The sequence below is a fragment of the Kaistia nematophila genome (genome assembly GCF_026343855.1).
Taxonomy (GTDB): Bacteria; Pseudomonadota; Alphaproteobacteria; order Rhizobiales; family Kaistiaceae; genus Kaistia; species Kaistia nematophila.
In genome coordinates this window covers 160393-174997 of sequence record NZ_JAPKNK010000001.1, presented here as the reverse complement: position 1 = coordinate 174997, position 14605 = coordinate 160393, and the positions used below count along the sequence as shown (strand labels likewise).

16 protein-coding genes and 1 tRNA gene are annotated in these 14605 nt (G+C 66.8%); 12 read left to right on the top strand and 5 right to left on the bottom strand.

Annotation, left to right across the window (positions count from 1 at the left end):
- Positions 1–154 precede the first annotated feature (154 nt).
- Together OSH07_RS00800 and OSH07_RS00795 are read right to left on the bottom strand one after the other, a co-directional pair.
- Positions 155–427, bottom strand: a complete 273-nt coding sequence (locus OSH07_RS00800) for a hypothetical protein (protein WP_266336705.1) — start codon at positions 425–427, stop codon at positions 155–157.
- A 346-nt stretch (positions 428–773) separates the two neighbouring features.
- A complete protein-coding gene (locus tag OSH07_RS00795) occupies positions 774–1046 on the bottom strand; it encodes a hypothetical protein (RefSeq protein ID WP_266336704.1) in 273 nt (90 codons plus the stop codon).
- A 339-nt stretch (positions 1047–1385) separates the two neighbouring features.
- Here OSH07_RS00795 and OSH07_RS00790 point away from each other — a divergent pair, with 339 nt between their 5' ends.
- A complete protein-coding gene (locus tag OSH07_RS00790; RefSeq protein WP_266337349.1) occupies positions 1386–1697 on the top strand; it encodes a c-type cytochrome in 312 nt (103 codons plus the stop codon).
- 260 nt (positions 1698–1957) lie between these two features.
- On the opposite strand, the gene OSH07_RS00785 is transcribed toward OSH07_RS00790, so the two are convergent.
- Positions 1958–2033, bottom strand: a tRNA-Ala gene (locus OSH07_RS00785).
- A gap of 116 nt (positions 2034–2149) precedes the next feature.
- A complete protein-coding gene (locus OSH07_RS00780; protein ID WP_266336703.1) occupies positions 2150–2542 on the bottom strand; it encodes a TIGR02300 family protein in 393 nt (130 codons plus the stop codon).
- Between the two features lie 245 nt (positions 2543–2787).
- On the opposite strand from OSH07_RS00780, the gene aroA reads away from it, so the two are divergent.
- The 11 genes from aroA (at position 2788) to OSH07_RS00725 (ending at position 14173) form a co-directional block, all read left to right on the top strand.
- Positions 2788–4146 carry a 3-phosphoshikimate 1-carboxyvinyltransferase gene (aroA, locus tag OSH07_RS00775; protein ID WP_266336702.1) on the top strand — a complete coding sequence of 453 codons (1359 nt, stop codon included), beginning with the start codon at positions 2788–2790 and terminating at the stop codon, positions 4144–4146.
- Positions 4143–4766: a (d)CMP kinase gene (gene cmk / locus OSH07_RS00770; RefSeq protein WP_266336701.1), complete on the top strand. Its 624-nt coding sequence runs from the start codon at positions 4143–4145 to the stop codon at positions 4764–4766. The genes aroA and cmk overlap by 4 nt, the downstream gene beginning before the upstream one ends.
- Before the next feature lie 284 nt (positions 4767–5050).
- On the top strand, positions 5051–6751 hold the full coding sequence (gene rpsA / locus OSH07_RS00765) for a 30S ribosomal protein S1 (protein ID WP_266336700.1): 1701 nt from the start codon (positions 5051–5053) through the stop codon (positions 6749–6751).
- A gap of 172 nt (positions 6752–6923) precedes the next feature.
- The gene (gene sppA, locus OSH07_RS00760; RefSeq protein WP_266336699.1) at positions 6924–7928 is read left to right on the top strand and encodes a signal peptide peptidase SppA; all 1005 of its coding nucleotides are present in this window, start codon (positions 6924–6926) and stop codon (positions 7926–7928) included.
- Entirely contained in the window at positions 7925–8209 is a 285-nt protein-coding gene (ihfB, locus tag OSH07_RS00755) for an integration host factor subunit beta (protein WP_266336698.1), read from the top strand. The genes sppA and ihfB overlap by 4 nt, the downstream gene beginning before the upstream one ends.
- 124 nt (positions 8210–8333) lie before the next feature.
- Entirely contained in the window at positions 8334–8672 is a 339-nt protein-coding gene (locus tag OSH07_RS00750) for a lipopolysaccharide assembly protein LapA domain-containing protein (RefSeq protein ID WP_266336697.1), read from the top strand.
- A gap of 254 nt (positions 8673–8926) precedes the next feature.
- Complete coding sequence (locus OSH07_RS00745; protein WP_266336696.1) at positions 8927–9619, top strand: phosphoribosylanthranilate isomerase; 693 nt, start codon at positions 8927–8929, stop codon at positions 9617–9619.
- A complete protein-coding gene (gene trpB / locus OSH07_RS00740) occupies positions 9616–10839 on the top strand; it encodes a tryptophan synthase subunit beta (protein WP_266336695.1) in 1224 nt (407 codons plus the stop codon). The genes OSH07_RS00745 and trpB overlap by 4 nt, the downstream gene beginning before the upstream one ends.
- A gap of 19 nt (positions 10840–10858) precedes the next feature.
- Positions 10859–11701: a tryptophan synthase subunit alpha gene (trpA, locus tag OSH07_RS00735; protein ID WP_266336694.1), complete on the top strand. Its 843-nt coding sequence runs from the start codon at positions 10859–10861 to the stop codon at positions 11699–11701.
- Positions 11702–11715: 14 nt separating this feature from the next.
- Positions 11716–12645: an acetyl-CoA carboxylase, carboxyltransferase subunit beta gene (gene accD, locus OSH07_RS00730; protein ID WP_266336693.1), complete on the top strand. Its 930-nt coding sequence runs from the start codon at positions 11716–11718 to the stop codon at positions 12643–12645.
- Positions 12646–12853: 208 nt separating this feature from the next.
- Positions 12854–14173, top strand: a complete 1320-nt coding sequence (locus OSH07_RS00725) for a bifunctional folylpolyglutamate synthase/dihydrofolate synthase (protein ID WP_266337348.1) — start codon at positions 12854–12856, stop codon at positions 14171–14173.
- Positions 14174–14267: 94 nt separating this feature from the next.
- Here OSH07_RS00725 and trxA read toward each other — a convergent pair whose 3' ends face one another.
- Positions 14268–14588 (bottom strand): thioredoxin, encoded by a 321-nt coding sequence (trxA, locus tag OSH07_RS00720; RefSeq protein ID WP_266336692.1) that lies wholly within the window; start codon positions 14586–14588, stop codon positions 14268–14270.
- Positions 14589–14605: the final 17 nt, after the last annotated feature.

Here is a 14605-nt window from a genome sequence, read left to right as displayed (position 1 = left end):
GCGCTCGCTGCCGCCGCCGTCAAGACCCCAGCTTCGGCGCGGGCGATCCTCGCCCCCTGCGCCACAAGAAAGGGCCGCCCCTGGGGGCGGCCCTTTTCAACCCGCTCGACGCGGCAGCGTCGAATCCAGACATCACAGGCGCCGCGCGGCCGCCCTACTGGCCCGTCTGGCCGCCACCATCCGAATAGCTGCTGTCTTCCTGGAAGCCGACGGTGCCGTTGTCGTTCTTGGTGATGATCACATGCTCACCGCCGTAAACGCCACGCAGCAGTTGCGGATACGTGACCTGGAATGTCTGCCCGCCAACGGAGACGATGCCCGTCGCGGGATTGGCGTAGTCCACCACGCCGCCCATGGTTTCGGCGGCCATGGCCGGTCCGATGGCCAGAACGCCAGCGAGGGGGATAAGCAGAGCAATCTTTCTCATGATGTCCATCCGTTTTTTTTTCGGCCCCGTATGGAATTTGGGGCTGCGAAACAGGTCGGCAACGGGGTGGCCGGTTCATGAACAAAATTTCATGCAGCGGACATGAAATCAGCGTTCATCCCGCACCGAACCGATAAAATTAACAAAGTTAATCAATCACTTACTATTTAAGTGACAAGGGTCATCATTAATAACCTGACCGGTGCAATTCGCGTTCGCCCCACAGCGGGCGAGGCTTGGCGGCCGAAGTCTTTGCGGCCGAATTCCTGGCGGCCGAAGTCTTGGCAGCCGCGCGTGGTGTGGCCCCGCGATCTGGCGGCGCCAACACCGGGACGCTTGAAAGGCGCTAGTTGCTGCTGCCGGAGCCCGAATAGGAGCTGTCCACCTGCACGCCGATCGTGTCGTTGTCGTTTCGCGTGATGATCACGTGCTCGCCCGGCGCCAGATGGCGCAGGACCGACGGGTCGCTCACCTGGATATTGGCGCCGCCGAGCAGCACCAGTTCCCCGGTATAGGGGTCTGCCCGCGCGACCACGCCGTTCATGGTCTCGGCCGCGAGAGCGGTGCCGGACGCAAGCAACAGGCCGGCAAGTGGGAGAAGGTAGAGATGCTTCTTCATGGCTGGTCTCCAGCGTTTTCAGCATCGGAGTGCCCCGGTCGCCGATCCCGGCGACGGCCCCAACATGGGGACATCCACCGGCCGGGCCTATAAAACCTCAAGGGATTGTGATCGGCCGGCCGGCATTCGCGGGCCGCCGGCCCCGACCGCGAAATGCGCCGCGCCCGGCGCCGCCCCACCCCTGCCCGGTGGCGGCAGCAAAGGCCGGCGCCGGACAAAGCGTTGTCCCGTTTCACCATTTCATGCGCGCATCGAAATGCTCTAAGTCTCGGACCATCGAGGCGGGAGCTTGGAATGCGCGGGATGAGCAGGAAACGGAAAATAACGGGCTTGGGTCAGGTGGCGGCGCGCATCGGCGTCGGAACCGTGGCACTGCTGGCGCTCTCGGTCGGCGCCAACGCCGACGACGCCGCAGCCCGCGGCAAGCAGGTGGTCGATCAATGGTGCCGGATGTGCCATCTGCGCGCCAACGACAAGCCCGACCCGAAAATGGCGCCGCGCTACGAGGACATCGTCAAGCGGCCCGGCCGCGACCAGGCCTATTTCACCAAGTTCCTCGCCGAGGATCATTTTCCGATGACGATCTACCGGCTGTTCGACGACGAGAAGCGCGACGTCGTCGCCTATCTGATGTCGCTGAAGAAGCGCTAGCCGGTCCCGCGTCCGCTTGCCGAAGACGGCACCAATCGGTCAGGACGAATCGGGACCCTCGGCCCCGATATCGGCCGGCCGCGCCATCGATCGTACGCGGGAAAAAAGCTGCGCCGGCTTTCGGCTCGCCGATCGGCGGAGAGGCCGTCCCGGATTTTGTGCGCATACCTGGGTCTACGCGCATACTTGGCCGGCAAAGCCCCAAAAAGCGAAAAGCCGCCCGGAGGCGGCTTTCGTTCCCTTCAGCGAAGGGGGGAGGATGGTGGAGCCAATCGGAATCGAACCGACGACCTCTTGAATGCCATTCAAGCGCTCTCCCAACTGAGCTATGGCCCCACTATCTCGAAGTCGGAGGGGTTGGGGACCCCCCCGGAACGGCGCAACTCTTAAGCCGCGCCTTTTTTCAAATCAAGCGCCAATTCAAAAAATCGAACCGGTGCCTGTGGATAGGTTTACGACTCTTCGTCGTCGACGCCACCGATGATGTCGGTCACGTCGTCACCTTCCTCTTCCTCGTCCTCGATGAAGACGTCATCGCCGTCATCGTCGGCGAGCTCGACGTCGTCTTCGTCGCCTTCGACCGCGATCGCGCCGCCCGAGGTCTCCTCGTCGGCCTCTTCGAGGCTGACGAATTCGGCGCTCTTGTCGCCCTCGTCCTCGATCTCTTCGTCTTCATCGTCCGTCACATTGGCCGGGCGGGCCTTGGGGGCCGTGCCCGATTCAAAGAACGAACGGGGATACGAAACGCCCGTGAAGGGCGAAACGATGGGATCTTTGTTCAGGTCGTAGAACTTCTTGCCCGTCTCCGGGTCGACCCGCTTGGTGCCGAGTTCCGCTTTCGCCACGTCGTGCCTCATCGGTTGAAAAGAGCGGCTGTCCCTTAATGACTCGCACAGGCCCTGTCAAAAGCAATTCTAGCACAGGCGCTCCCTTGCATTCAGGCGGTTCCCGGCGGCAAGCCGCGATCCGACGCCTCGACCCGGATGACGGCGGGCGGTGGCCGTGCTATCCGACGACCGTCCCTTCTGGTCCTTGAGCCGCATGCGCGACCCCGAATTCGCCTGTGCCGAATACCGAGGAGCCCGACCCTATGCCATCTGCCGCGCCACCTCCCGCCGCCCTGACCGCCCGGACCGCCGGCCCGCTCCGCGGCCGCGTCCGCGTCCCCGGCGACAAGTCGATCTCGCATCGCGCATTGATGCTCGGGGCGGTGGCGATCGGCGAGACGACGATCGAGGGCCTGCTCGAGGGCGCGGACACGCAGGCGACGGCCGCCGCCCTGCGCGCCTTCGGCGCCAGCGTGACGCGTACCGGCGCCGGGATCTGGAAGGTTCGCGGCGTCGGCGTCGGCGGCTTCCTCGAGCCGGAGGACGTGATCGACTACGGCAATTCCGGCACGGGCGCCCGCCTCGCCCTCGGTCTCGTCGGCAGCCAGGCGATCAGCGCGACCTTTGGCGGCGATGCCTCGCTGCGCAACCGACCGATGGGCCGCGTCCTCGATCCGCTGCGCCGCATGGGCGTGCAGGTGCTCGCCCGCTCGAAGGATCGCCTGCCGCTGACCCTGAAGGGCCCCGACATCACCCTGCCGATCGAGTATCGCGTGCCGGTCCCCTCGGCGCGGGTCAAGTCGGCGGTTCTGTTCGCCGGCCTCAACACGCCGGGCGTCACCACCATCATCGAGCCGACGCCGACGCGCGACCACACCGAGCGGCTGCTGCAGGCCTTCGGCGCGGCGATCGAGATCGAGCTCGGCGCCGACGGCGAACGCGTCGTGCGGCTGGAAGGCCGGCGCGATCTGAAGCCGCAGCAGGTTGCCATTCCCGGCGATCCGAGCTCGGCCGCTTTCCTGATCGTCGCCGCCCTCCTCATCGAAGGCTCGGAACTGACGATAGAGGCGGTGCTGCTCAATCCGATGCGCACCGGGCTGATCGAGACGCTGATCGAGATGGGCGGCGACATCGAGATCGGCAATCGCCGCACGATCGGCGGCGAGGCGGTCGGCGACATCCATGTCCGCGCCAGCCGGCTTCGGGGCGTCGTCGTGCCGGCCGAGCGGGCGCCGTCGATGATCGACGAGTATCCGGCGCTCGCCATCGCCGCCGCCTTCGCCGAGGGTATCACCGTAATGGACGGCATCGGCGAATTGCGGCTGAAGGAATCCGACCGCCTCGCCTCGCTCGCCGCCGGCCTCGGCGCCAATGGCGTCACCGTCGAGGAGGGGCCGGAATCGCTTGCCGTCACCGGCGGCGCGGTGCGCATCGGCGGCGGCGACGTCGCGACCCGGCGCGATCATCGCATCGGCATCAGCTTCCTTGTCCTCGGCCTCGCCGGCCAGGCGCCGGTGACGATCGACGACGCCACGCCGATCGACATCCACTTTCCCGAATTCCAGGCCCTGATGAGCGGGCTTGGCGCGCATTTCGAAAGGGCGGAGCCCGCCGCAGCATGATCATCGCAATCGACGGACCCGCCGCCGCGGGCAAGGGCACGATCGCCCTGAAGCTAGCGAAGCACTATGGCCTCAACCATCTCGACACCGGACTGCTCTACCGCGCCATCGGCCGGCTGATGACAGAACAGGGGCTCGACCTCGACAACGCCGCCGAGGCCGGCGCCGTCGCCCGCCGGCTGACGCCGAAGGACCTCGACCATCCCGAACTGCGCGGCCGCGAGGCCGGCGAACTGGCGTCGCGCGTCGCCGTGCATCCGGAAGTGCGCGCCGCGCTCGTCGAGTTCCAGCGCGCCTTCGCCCGCACGGCGCCAGGCGCCGTGCTCGACGGCCGCGACATCGGCACGGCGATCTGCCCGAACGCCGACGTCAAGATCTTCGTCACGGCGTCGCCGGAAGTGCGCGCCCGCCGCCGCACCGACGAGCTGAACGCCAAGGGCCGCAACGTGCCCTATGAGCGGATCCTGGCCGAGATCCTGGAGCGCGACGAACGCGATTCGCACCGCTCGGCCGCGCCGCTGCGCCAGGCCGACGATGCGGTGCGCCTCGACACCACGGCGCTCGACGCCGAGGCGGCCTTCGCGGCCGCGGTGGCGATCGTCGAGGCCGGACACGACTGATTGAACGTCGGCACCGGCCAAAGGCGCAGAAATCGGCCAATTTGGCCTTGCCGCTGCGAGATCGACCCTATATAGAGCCCAGATCTTTGCGTTCAGGGCGTCGGAAATGGCCATCCGAGGCCGTTTCGGCGTTCCGAGCGCATCGATAAGCACCCGAATCGCGGTCCGGAAGCGTCGGTCCGCCCCAATGCGGTAGCCCCGATTTCCGTCGTGGGCAGGAACGCGATCCGGGTTTTCGCAACACGAACCGCCGACGCATGCCAGCAATGGCACCAGGAGTTTTCATGGCTGTAACCAATCCGTCCCGGGAAGATTTTGCCGCGCTTCTCGAGGAATCCTTCCAGAATGAAGACCTCTTCGAGGGCAGCGTCGTCAAGGGTACGATCGTCGCCATCGAGAAGGACCTCGCCGTCATCGACGTCGGTCTGAAGACCGAAGGCCGCGTGGCCCTCAAGGAATTCAACGGCCCGGGCCGCGAGAACGCGCTCAAGGTCGGCGATGTGGTCGAGGTCTATCTCGAGCGCGTCGAAAATGCTCTCGGCGAAGCCGTTCTCTCGCGCGACAAGGCGCGCCGCGAGGAGAGCTGGATCCGTCTCGAGGAGCAGTTCAACAAGAACGAGAAGGTCACGGGCGTCATCTTCAACCAGGTCAAGGGCGGCTTCACCGTCGACCTGGACGGCGCCGTCGCCTTCCTGCCGCGCTCGCAGGTCGACATCCGCCCGGTGCGCGACGTCGGCCCGCTGATGCACACGCCGCAGCCCTTCCAGATCCTCAAGATGGACAAGCGCCGCGGCAACATCGTCGTCTCGCGCCGTACCGTCCTGGAAGAGACCCGCGCCGAGCAGCGCTCCGAGCTCGTCCAGAGCCTGGAAGAGGGTCAGATCATCGAGGGCGTCGTCAAGAACATCACCGATTACGGTGCGTTCGTTGACCTCGGTGGCATCGATGGCCTGCTGCACGTCACCGACATCGCGTGGCGCCGCATCAACCACCCGACCGAGGTGCTCTCGATCGGCCAGACCGTCCGCGTGCAGATCATCCGCGTCAACCATGAGACGCACCGCATCTCGCTCGGCATGAAGCAGCTCGAGGCCGATCCGTGGTCTGGCATCGAGGCCAAGTACCCGGTCCAGGCCAAGTTCTCGGGCCGCGTCACGAACATCACCGACTACGGTGCGTTCGTCGAGCTGGAGCCGGGCATCGAAGGCCTGATCCACGTCTCCGAGATGTCCTGGACGAAGAAGAACGTCCATCCGGGCAAGATCGTCTCCACCTCGCAGGAGGTTGAGGTGATGATCCTCGAGGTCGATCCGGTCAAGCGCCGTATCTCGCTCGGCCTGAAGCAGACCCTGTCGAACCCGTGGGAGAGCTTCTCCGAGAAGTACCCGATCGGCTCGATCGTCGAAGGCGAAGTCAAGAACAAGACCGAGTTCGGCCTGTTCATCGGTCTCGACGGCGACGTCGACGGCATGGTCCACCTGTCGGATCTCGACTGGAACCGTCCGGGCGAGCAGGTCATCGACGAGTACAACCGCGGCGACATGGTCAAGGCGCAGGTGCTCGACGTCGACATCGACAAGGAGCGCATCTCGCTCGGCATCAAGCAGGTCGGCGGCGATCCGTTCGTCGAGGCTTCCGGCGAGCTGCGCAAGGGCGCTGTCGTCACCTGCGAGATCACCGCAGTGACCGAAGGCGGCCTGGAAGTTCGTCTGGCCGACAGCGACCTGACCTCCTTCATCCGTCGCGCCGACCTGTCGCGCGATCGTTCGGAGCAGCGTCCGGAGCGCTTCGCCGTCGGCGAGAAGGTCGATGCCCGCATCACCAACTTCGACAAGAAGGCCCGCAAGGTCGCCGTCTCGATCAAGGCGCTGGAAATCGCCGAAGAGAAGGAAGCGGTCGCCCAGTACGGCTCGTCGGATTCGGGTGCGTCGCTCGGCGACATCCTCGGCGCCGCCCTCAAGGCACGCCAGGACAGCGAAGAGTAATCTTCCCGTCCCATCGAACTAAGGAAACGCCCCGGCTCGTCCGGGGCGTTTTCGTTTGGGGCCGATGCAGAAATCGCCTGTGCCGACAATCGCTTGGCACGGACTTGTTTGATTCTGCATTGCAAAACATGTAACCCGTTCTGGGTCTTCGAGATCGACCGGGAGCGCATGGATGAGCATGGACGCGGATCAGATCCTGGATCGCCGACGGTTACGGCGAAAACTGACCACCTGGCGCATCCTCGCCTTCGTGGCGGCGGCGCTCGCCATCGTCGGCGGCGGCCTGCTGGCGGCCGGTCCCGACGGCATCGGCGGACGCTCCCGCCCGCACATCGCCCGGGTGACGATCTCCGGCTTCATCTCCGAAAACCAGGACCAGCTCGACCTGATCGACAAGATCGCGAAGAGCGACGCCGTGCAGGGCGTGATCGTCTCGATCAATTCAGGCGGCGGCGCCACCGCCGGCGGCGAGGCGCTCTATGACGCCATCCGCAAGCTCGCCGCCGAGAAACCGACCGTCGCCGCGATCCGCACCGTCGGCGCCTCGGCCGCCTACATGACCGCCATCGCCACCGACCACATCGTCGCCTATCGCAGCTCGATCACCGGCTCGATCGGCGTGCTGTTCCAGTCGCCGGAAGTGAGCGGCGCCATGGAAAAGCTCGGCATCAAGCTGACCGAGGTGAAGTCGTCGCCGCTGAAGGCGGCGCCCTCCCCCTTCGCGCCGCCCTCGCCCGAGTCGCTCGCCGTCATCGACAGCCTGATCCGCGATACCTACAACTGGTTCGTCGACATCGTCGCCGAGCGCCGCAAGCTCGACCGGCCGAAGGCGCTCGCGCTTGCGGATGGCCGCGTCTATTCCGGCCACCAGGCGCTCGAGGCCGGGCTGATCGACGAGATCGGCGGCGAGGAGGCGGCGATCGGCTGGCTGACAACCAAGCGCGGCGTCGATGCGCGCCTGCACGTGATCGACTGGGAGCCCGAAGGCAGCTCCAGCCCGTTCTCCTTCGCCAGCGCCGCTTTCGCCTGGCTGGCGCGCGAGGCCGGCTTCGCGCCGGACTGGCTGCGCGGCAGCGGCCTTTCCGGCCTGATCCCCGCCAGACTCCAGCTTGACGGTCTCCTATCCGTTTGGCAGGCTCCGGCGGGTCTGAACGACGCTGAGGGGGCTCCGCGGTGATCAAGTCCGAACTGGTGCAGAAGATCGCCGAACAGAATCCGCATCTCTACCAGCGGGATGTGGAGCACATCGTCAATTCGATCCTCGACGAGATCATCGATGCGCTGGCCCGGGGCGACCGGGTCGAACTCCGCGGTTTCGGGGCCTTTTCGGTGAAGAACCGGCCGGCGCGACAGGGCCGCAACCCGCGCACCGGCTCGAAGGTCGAGGTCACCGAGAAATACGTGCCGTTCTTCAAGACCGGCAAGGAGATGCGCGAGCGTCTCAACGACGGCGACTGATCGCGGCCGGCTCGACGGGCGGCGGGCCGCCCGTTGAACCAAATGTGATCCCGTGTGTTTATTGGCGGGTTATCCTGTCCGGAGCGGTGGAAGCCATCCGGGCGTCCTGCTTGAGGCGGTATCGATGAAGAAGATTCTTGCGGTCGTCATCCTGGTTCCGATCGCAATCGTCGCGGTGGCGCTTTCGGTCGCCAACCGCCATGCCGTGGCGCTGTCGCTGGATCCGTTCAATTCCACCGATCCGGCCGTCGTCATCAGCATGCCGCTCTTCGTCCTGATCTTCGCCGCCATCGCGCTCGGCGTCGTCATCGGCGGGATCGGCACCTGGCTCGGCCAGGGTCGATGGCGCCGGCAGAGCCGCCGCCTGCGCCACGAGCTCCAGGACGCGAAGCGCGAAAACGCACAATATCGCGCCGCCGCGAGCCCGGCGACCGCGCTGCCGACCCCGCGCCGCGCCGCCTGAAGGCCCATCGCTCCGGCTCTGCCGCTTTTCACGTGAAACCGGTCCACGGACCGGCCGGCCCCGCACCGGCCGGAACCCGTTCGCCGCTTCGCGCCGGCACGGACTTTGCGGCTCGGACTTTTCTTGGACTTGCCGCCGCTTTCGTGCCAAACCCTTCCGCCAAGCTAGGTGCGTGACAATGAACGCTGCCCGTGAACCCAAAGCCGCAACAGAAGCTCGGACGCCCGAGACCGTGACGCCATGTCGGTAACGCTATGTCCGTGATCGTCAAGATCTGCGGTCTCTCCACCGAGGAGACGCTCGATGCCGCGCTCGACGCCGGCGTCGACATGGTCGGCTTCGTGTTCTTCCCGAAGAGCCCGCGCGCCGTCTCGATCGAGCGCGCCGCGGCTCTCGCGGCGCGGGCCCGCGGCCGCGCCGAGATCGTCGCGCTCACCGTCGACATGGATGATGCCGGCCTCGCCGCGATCGTCGACACGGTGAAGCCCGACTGGCTGCAGCTGCATGGCGGCGAGAGCGTCGCCCGCGTCGCCGAAATCCGGCAGCGGTTCGGGCTCAAAGTGATGAAGGCGCTCGGCATCCGCTCCGCCGAGGATATCGCCGGCGTGCCGGCCTATGCCGAGGTCGCCGACCGCCTGCTGCTCGACGCCAAGCCGCCCAAGGGCGCCGCCCACCCCGGCGGCAACGGCGTCACCTTCGACTGGCATCTGCTCGATGCGCTTGACCCCGGCCTTTCCTATATGCTTTCGGGAGGGCTGGATGCCGACAACGTCGCGGAGGCTCTGGCGCTGACGCGGCCGTTCGGGATCGACGCTTCCTCGGGCGTGGAAAGCGCGCCCGGCATCAAGGATCCCGCGCGGATCCGCGCCTTCATCGCCGCGATCCGCGGCTTCCGACCCACAGCTGACCAAGGCCGGACGATTGCCGGCGAGAGGATTTCGTCGTGACCGCTCCTGTCGAGCCCAATTCCTTCAAGACCGGCCCGGACGAACGCGGCTTTTTCGGCATCTATGGCGGACGCTTCGTCGCCGAGACGCTGATGCCGCTGATCCTCGAACTGCAGCAGGCCTATGAAGACGCCAAGGCCGACCCGGCCTTCAAGGCCGAGCTCCAGGCCCTCTCGACCTACTACGCCGGCCGGCCCTCGAAGCTCTATTTCGCCGAAGGCTTGACCAGGCATCTCGGCGGCGCGCGCATCTTCTTCAAGCGCGAGGACCTGAACCACACCGGCAGCCACAAGATCAACAACTGCCTCGGCCAGATCCTGCTCGCCAAGCGCATGGGCAAGACGCGGATCATCGCCGAGACCGGCGCCGGCCAGCACGGCGTCGCCTCCGCCACCGTCGCGGCCCGCTTCGGCCTGCCCTGCGTCGTCTACATGGGCGCCACCGACGTCGAACGGCAGGCGCCGAACGTCTTCCGCATGAAGCTGCTCGGCGCGACCGTCAATCCGGTCACCGCCGGCAACGGCACGCTCAAGGACGCCATGAACGAGGCGCTGCGCGACTGGGTCTCGAATGTCGAGAACACCTATTACCTGATCGGCACCGCCGCCGGCCCGCATCCCTATCCGGAGCTGGTGCGCGACTTCCAGTCGGTGATCGGCACCGAGGCCCGCGCCCAGATGCTGGAGCAGGAAGGCCGCCTGCCGGACATGATCATCGCCGCCGTCGGCGGCGGCTCGAACGCCATCGGCCTGTTCCATCCCTTCCTCGATGACAAGGACGTCGAGATCGTCGGCGTCGAAGCCGGCGGCCACGGCCTCGACATCGAGAACGGCCACGCCGCCTCGATGAATGGCGGCCGCCCCGGCGTGCTGCACGGCAACCGCACCTATCTGCTGCAGGATGCCGACGGCCAGATCCTCGAGGGTCATTCGGTCTCGGCCGGCCTCGACTATCCCGGCGTCGGCCCCGAGCACAGCTTCTTGCGCGACACCGGCCGCGTCAACTACGTGCCGATCGTCGACCAGGAGGCGCTCGACGCCTTCCAGGTCTGCACCCGCGTCGAGGGCATCATCCCGGCGCTGGAATCGGCCCATGCCATCGCGCAGGCGATCAAGGTCGCGCCGACCATGGCCAAGGACAAGATCATCATCGTCAATCTCTCCGGCCGCGGCGACAAGGACGTCCACACTGTGGGCAAGCTGCTCGGTATGGATATCTGAGCAAGAGGCGGCACGTTCCATGACTGAAACCCGTATCGATCGCCGCTTCGCGGCCCTGAAGTCCGAGGGCCGGCCGGCGCTCGTCACCTTCATGACCGCCGGCGACCCCGATCCCGCCACGACGCTCGCGCTCCTGAAGGCGCTGCCCGGCGCCGGCGCCGACGTCATCGAGCTCGGCATGCCGTTTTCCGATCCGATGGCCGACGGCCCGGCGATCCAGGCCGCCGGCCTGCGCGCGCTGAAGGGCGGCCAGACGCTGGTGAAGACCCTCGACCTCGTCCGCGAGTTCCGCCAGTCGGACGATGCGACGCCGATCGTGCTGATGGGCTACTACAACCCGATCTACAGCCACGGCTCGGAAGCCTTCGTCGCCGAGGCCAAGGCCGCCGGCGTCGACGGCCTGATCATCGTCGACCTCCCGCCGGAGGCCGATGACGAACTCTGCATCCCGGCGCTCGAGGCCGGCCTCAACTTCATCCGCCTCGCCACGCCGACCACCGACGACAAGCGGCTTCCCGCCGTGCTCGAGAACACCTCGGGCTTCGTCTACTACGTCTCGATCAACGGCATCACCGGTTCGGCAGCCCCCGACGCCTCGCGCGTCGCCGAATCCGTTGCGCGGATCAAGCGTCACACCCATCTACCGGTTGCCGTCGGTTTCGGCGTCAGGACAGCCGAGCAGGCGGCAGCGATCGGCGCGAATGCCGATGGCGTCGTGGTCGGCTCGGCCATCGTATCGGCCGTTGCCGGCTCGCTCGACAGCGAAGGCCGCGCCACGGCCGCCACCGTACCGGCCGTCCTGGCCCTCGTCTCCGAGCTTTCGGGCGGCGTTCGCGCCTCCCGCAAATCGGTCGCCGCCTGAACAAGGATCACGCGATGAATTGGATCAACGACGTCGTCCGTCCGAAGATCAAGAGCCTCCTGAACAAGCGCGAGGTTCCCGAGAACCTCTGGATCAAGTGCCCCGAGACCGGCGAGATGGTTTTCCATCGCGACCTCGAGGCCAACCACTATGTGATCCCGAACTCGGGCTATCACATGCGCATGAGCGCGCCGAAGCGGCTCGCCTACTTCTTCGACGACGGCAAGTATGAAGCCGTCACCGTGCCGGACGTGGCGGTCGATCCGCTGAAGTTCCGCGACGAGCGCCGCTACACCGACCGCCTCAAGGACGCCCGCACCAAGACCGGCCTGCAGGACGCCATCCTGGTCGGCGCCGGCACCGTCGAGGGCGTGCCGATGGTCACGGCCGTGCAGGACTTCGACTTCATGGGCGGTTCGCTCGGCATGGCCGCCGGCGAAGCGGTCATCGCCGGCATGGAAGCGGCGCTGAAGCGCAAGCAGCCCTTCGTCATGTTCGCCGCCTCCGGCGGCGCGCGCATGCAGGAAGGCATCCTGTCGCTGATGCAGCTGCCGCGCACCACCGCCGGCGTCATCGCGCTGCGCGAGGCGAAGCTGCCCTATATCGTCGTGCTGACCAACCCGACCACGGGCGGCGTCACCGCTTCCTATGCCATGCTGGGCGACATTCAGATCGCCGAGCCGGGCGCGCTGATCGGCTTCGCCGGACCGCGCGTCATCGAGCAGACGATCCGCGAAAAGCTGCCGCCGGGCTTCCAGCGCTCGGAATTCCTGCATGACCACGGCATGGTCGACCTCGTCGTCCATCGCCACGAGTTGCGCCAGACCATCGCCCGGCTCTGCAGCCTGCTCGGTCCGCAGCCGGCAAAGCCGGCCGACAAGCCGGAAGGCGCCAAGGCGAAGGCCAAGCCGGCGCCGTCGCAGGACGTCGCGCTGGCGTCCTGACCGACGCCGAGCGCCCGCACAACACAACATCACGGTCGGCGGCCACAAAGCGTTTTCTAGCGAAGTGCCTCCGGTTCGCGTGAGGAAAACGCGGCTAGAAACGAACCGGAGCCGTTCAACGTTTCCTTGAAACGTGAACGGCTCCACGGCCGCCACCGGCATTGCGTGGGGAATCGCCACGCCACGGGATCGCGTCATGGACCGTATCATGGACCGCAGCAGCGTCATCCTGGAGCGCCTGTTCCAGCTTCACCCCAAGGAAATCGACCTCTCGCTCGACCGGCTGAAGCCGCTGATGGCGAAGCTCGGTTCGCCCGAGACGAAGCTCGGCCCGGTGCTGCATATCGCCGGCACCAACGGCAAGGGCTCGACCACTGCCTTCCTGCGCGCCATGCTGGAGGCGGCCGGCCTCACGGTGCATGTCTACACCTCGCCGCATCTCGTCCGCTTCCACGAGCGCATCCGCCTCGGCCGCAAGGGCGGCGGCCGCTTCGTGAGCGAGGACGAGCTGGTCGACACGCTTCTCGACATCGAAAAGGTCAATGACGGCGCGCCGATCACCCATTTCGAGATTACCACCGCCGCCGCCTTCAAGCTGTTCGCCGAACACCCGGCCGATGTGACGCTGCTGGAAGTGGGCCTTGGCGGGCGCTACGACGCCACCAACATCATCGACCGGCCCGACGTCGCCGTGATCACGCCGATCTCGGTCGACCACGAAAAGTTCTTCGGCAGCGCCCTCGACGGCATCGCGCATGAGAAGTCCGGCATCATCAAGCGCGGCCGGCCGGTGGTGGTGGCGCCGCAGCCGGCGATCGTGCGCGAGGTGATCGAGCGCGACGCCGCCCGTCTCGCCGCGCCGATGTTCCTCGGCAACCAGGACTGGGTGGCGCATCCCGAGCGCGGCCGGCTGGTCTACCAGGACGAGGACGGCCTGCTCGACCTGCCGCCGCCGCGCCTGCCCGGCCGGCACCAGTTCGTCAATGCCGGCACCGCCATCGCAACGCTGCGCCGCTCCAGCCTGGACGTGCCGGTCTCGGCGATCGAGGCGGGCCTGCAGGGCGTCGAATGGCCGGCGCGGATGCAGCGCCTCTCCAGCGGCAAGCTGGTCGACCAGGCGCCGCCCGAATCCGAGGTCTGGCTCGACGGCGGCCATAATCCGGGCGCCGGCCTGGTCGTCGCCGAGGCGGTCGCCGATCTCGAGGAGCGCGTCTCGCGGCCGCTCTACCTGATCGCCGGCATGCTCGTGACCAAGGACCCGGTCGGCTTCTTCCGCCCCTTCGCCGGGCTGGCGCGGCATGTCTATACCGTGCCGATCGAGGGCTCGAATGCCGGCCGCGACCCGGTCGAACTCGCCGCCGCCGCCGAGGCCGCCGGGCTCAGCGCCGAGGCGACGACGGGCGTCGAGGCGGCGCTCGCCGCGATCCGCCGGCAGCTGCCGCCCGGCATCGCGCCGCGCATCCTGATCTGCGGCTCGCTCTATCTCGGCGGCGCGGTGCTGGCGGCTAACGGAACGTTGCCGGCCTGATACCCAATCCGTGGCCGTTGACCCGGCCACACGCCCAAACGAAAACGGGACCCAGCGGGTCCCGTTTCCATATCCGGATCGGTTCGAAAGGCGATCAGATCGCGCCCTTGATCCAGTCGGCCAGGCGGCTCTTCGGCGCGGCGCCGACCTGGATCGACGTCGGCTCGCCGTCCTTGAACAGAATCAGCGTCGGAATCGAGCGCACGCCATAGCGCACGGCAATGTCGGGGTTCTCGTCGATATTGAGCTTGGCGATGGTCACCTTGCCCTGCATCTCGGCCTGGATCTCTTCCAGGGCCGGCGCGATCATGCGGCAGGGACCGCACCATTCCGCCCAGAAATCAACGACGACCGGGCCGGATGCCCCCAGAACGTCGGCGTCGAAGGAACTATCCGTTACTTTGGCAGTCGCCATGGCAAGCCTCAAAGGGA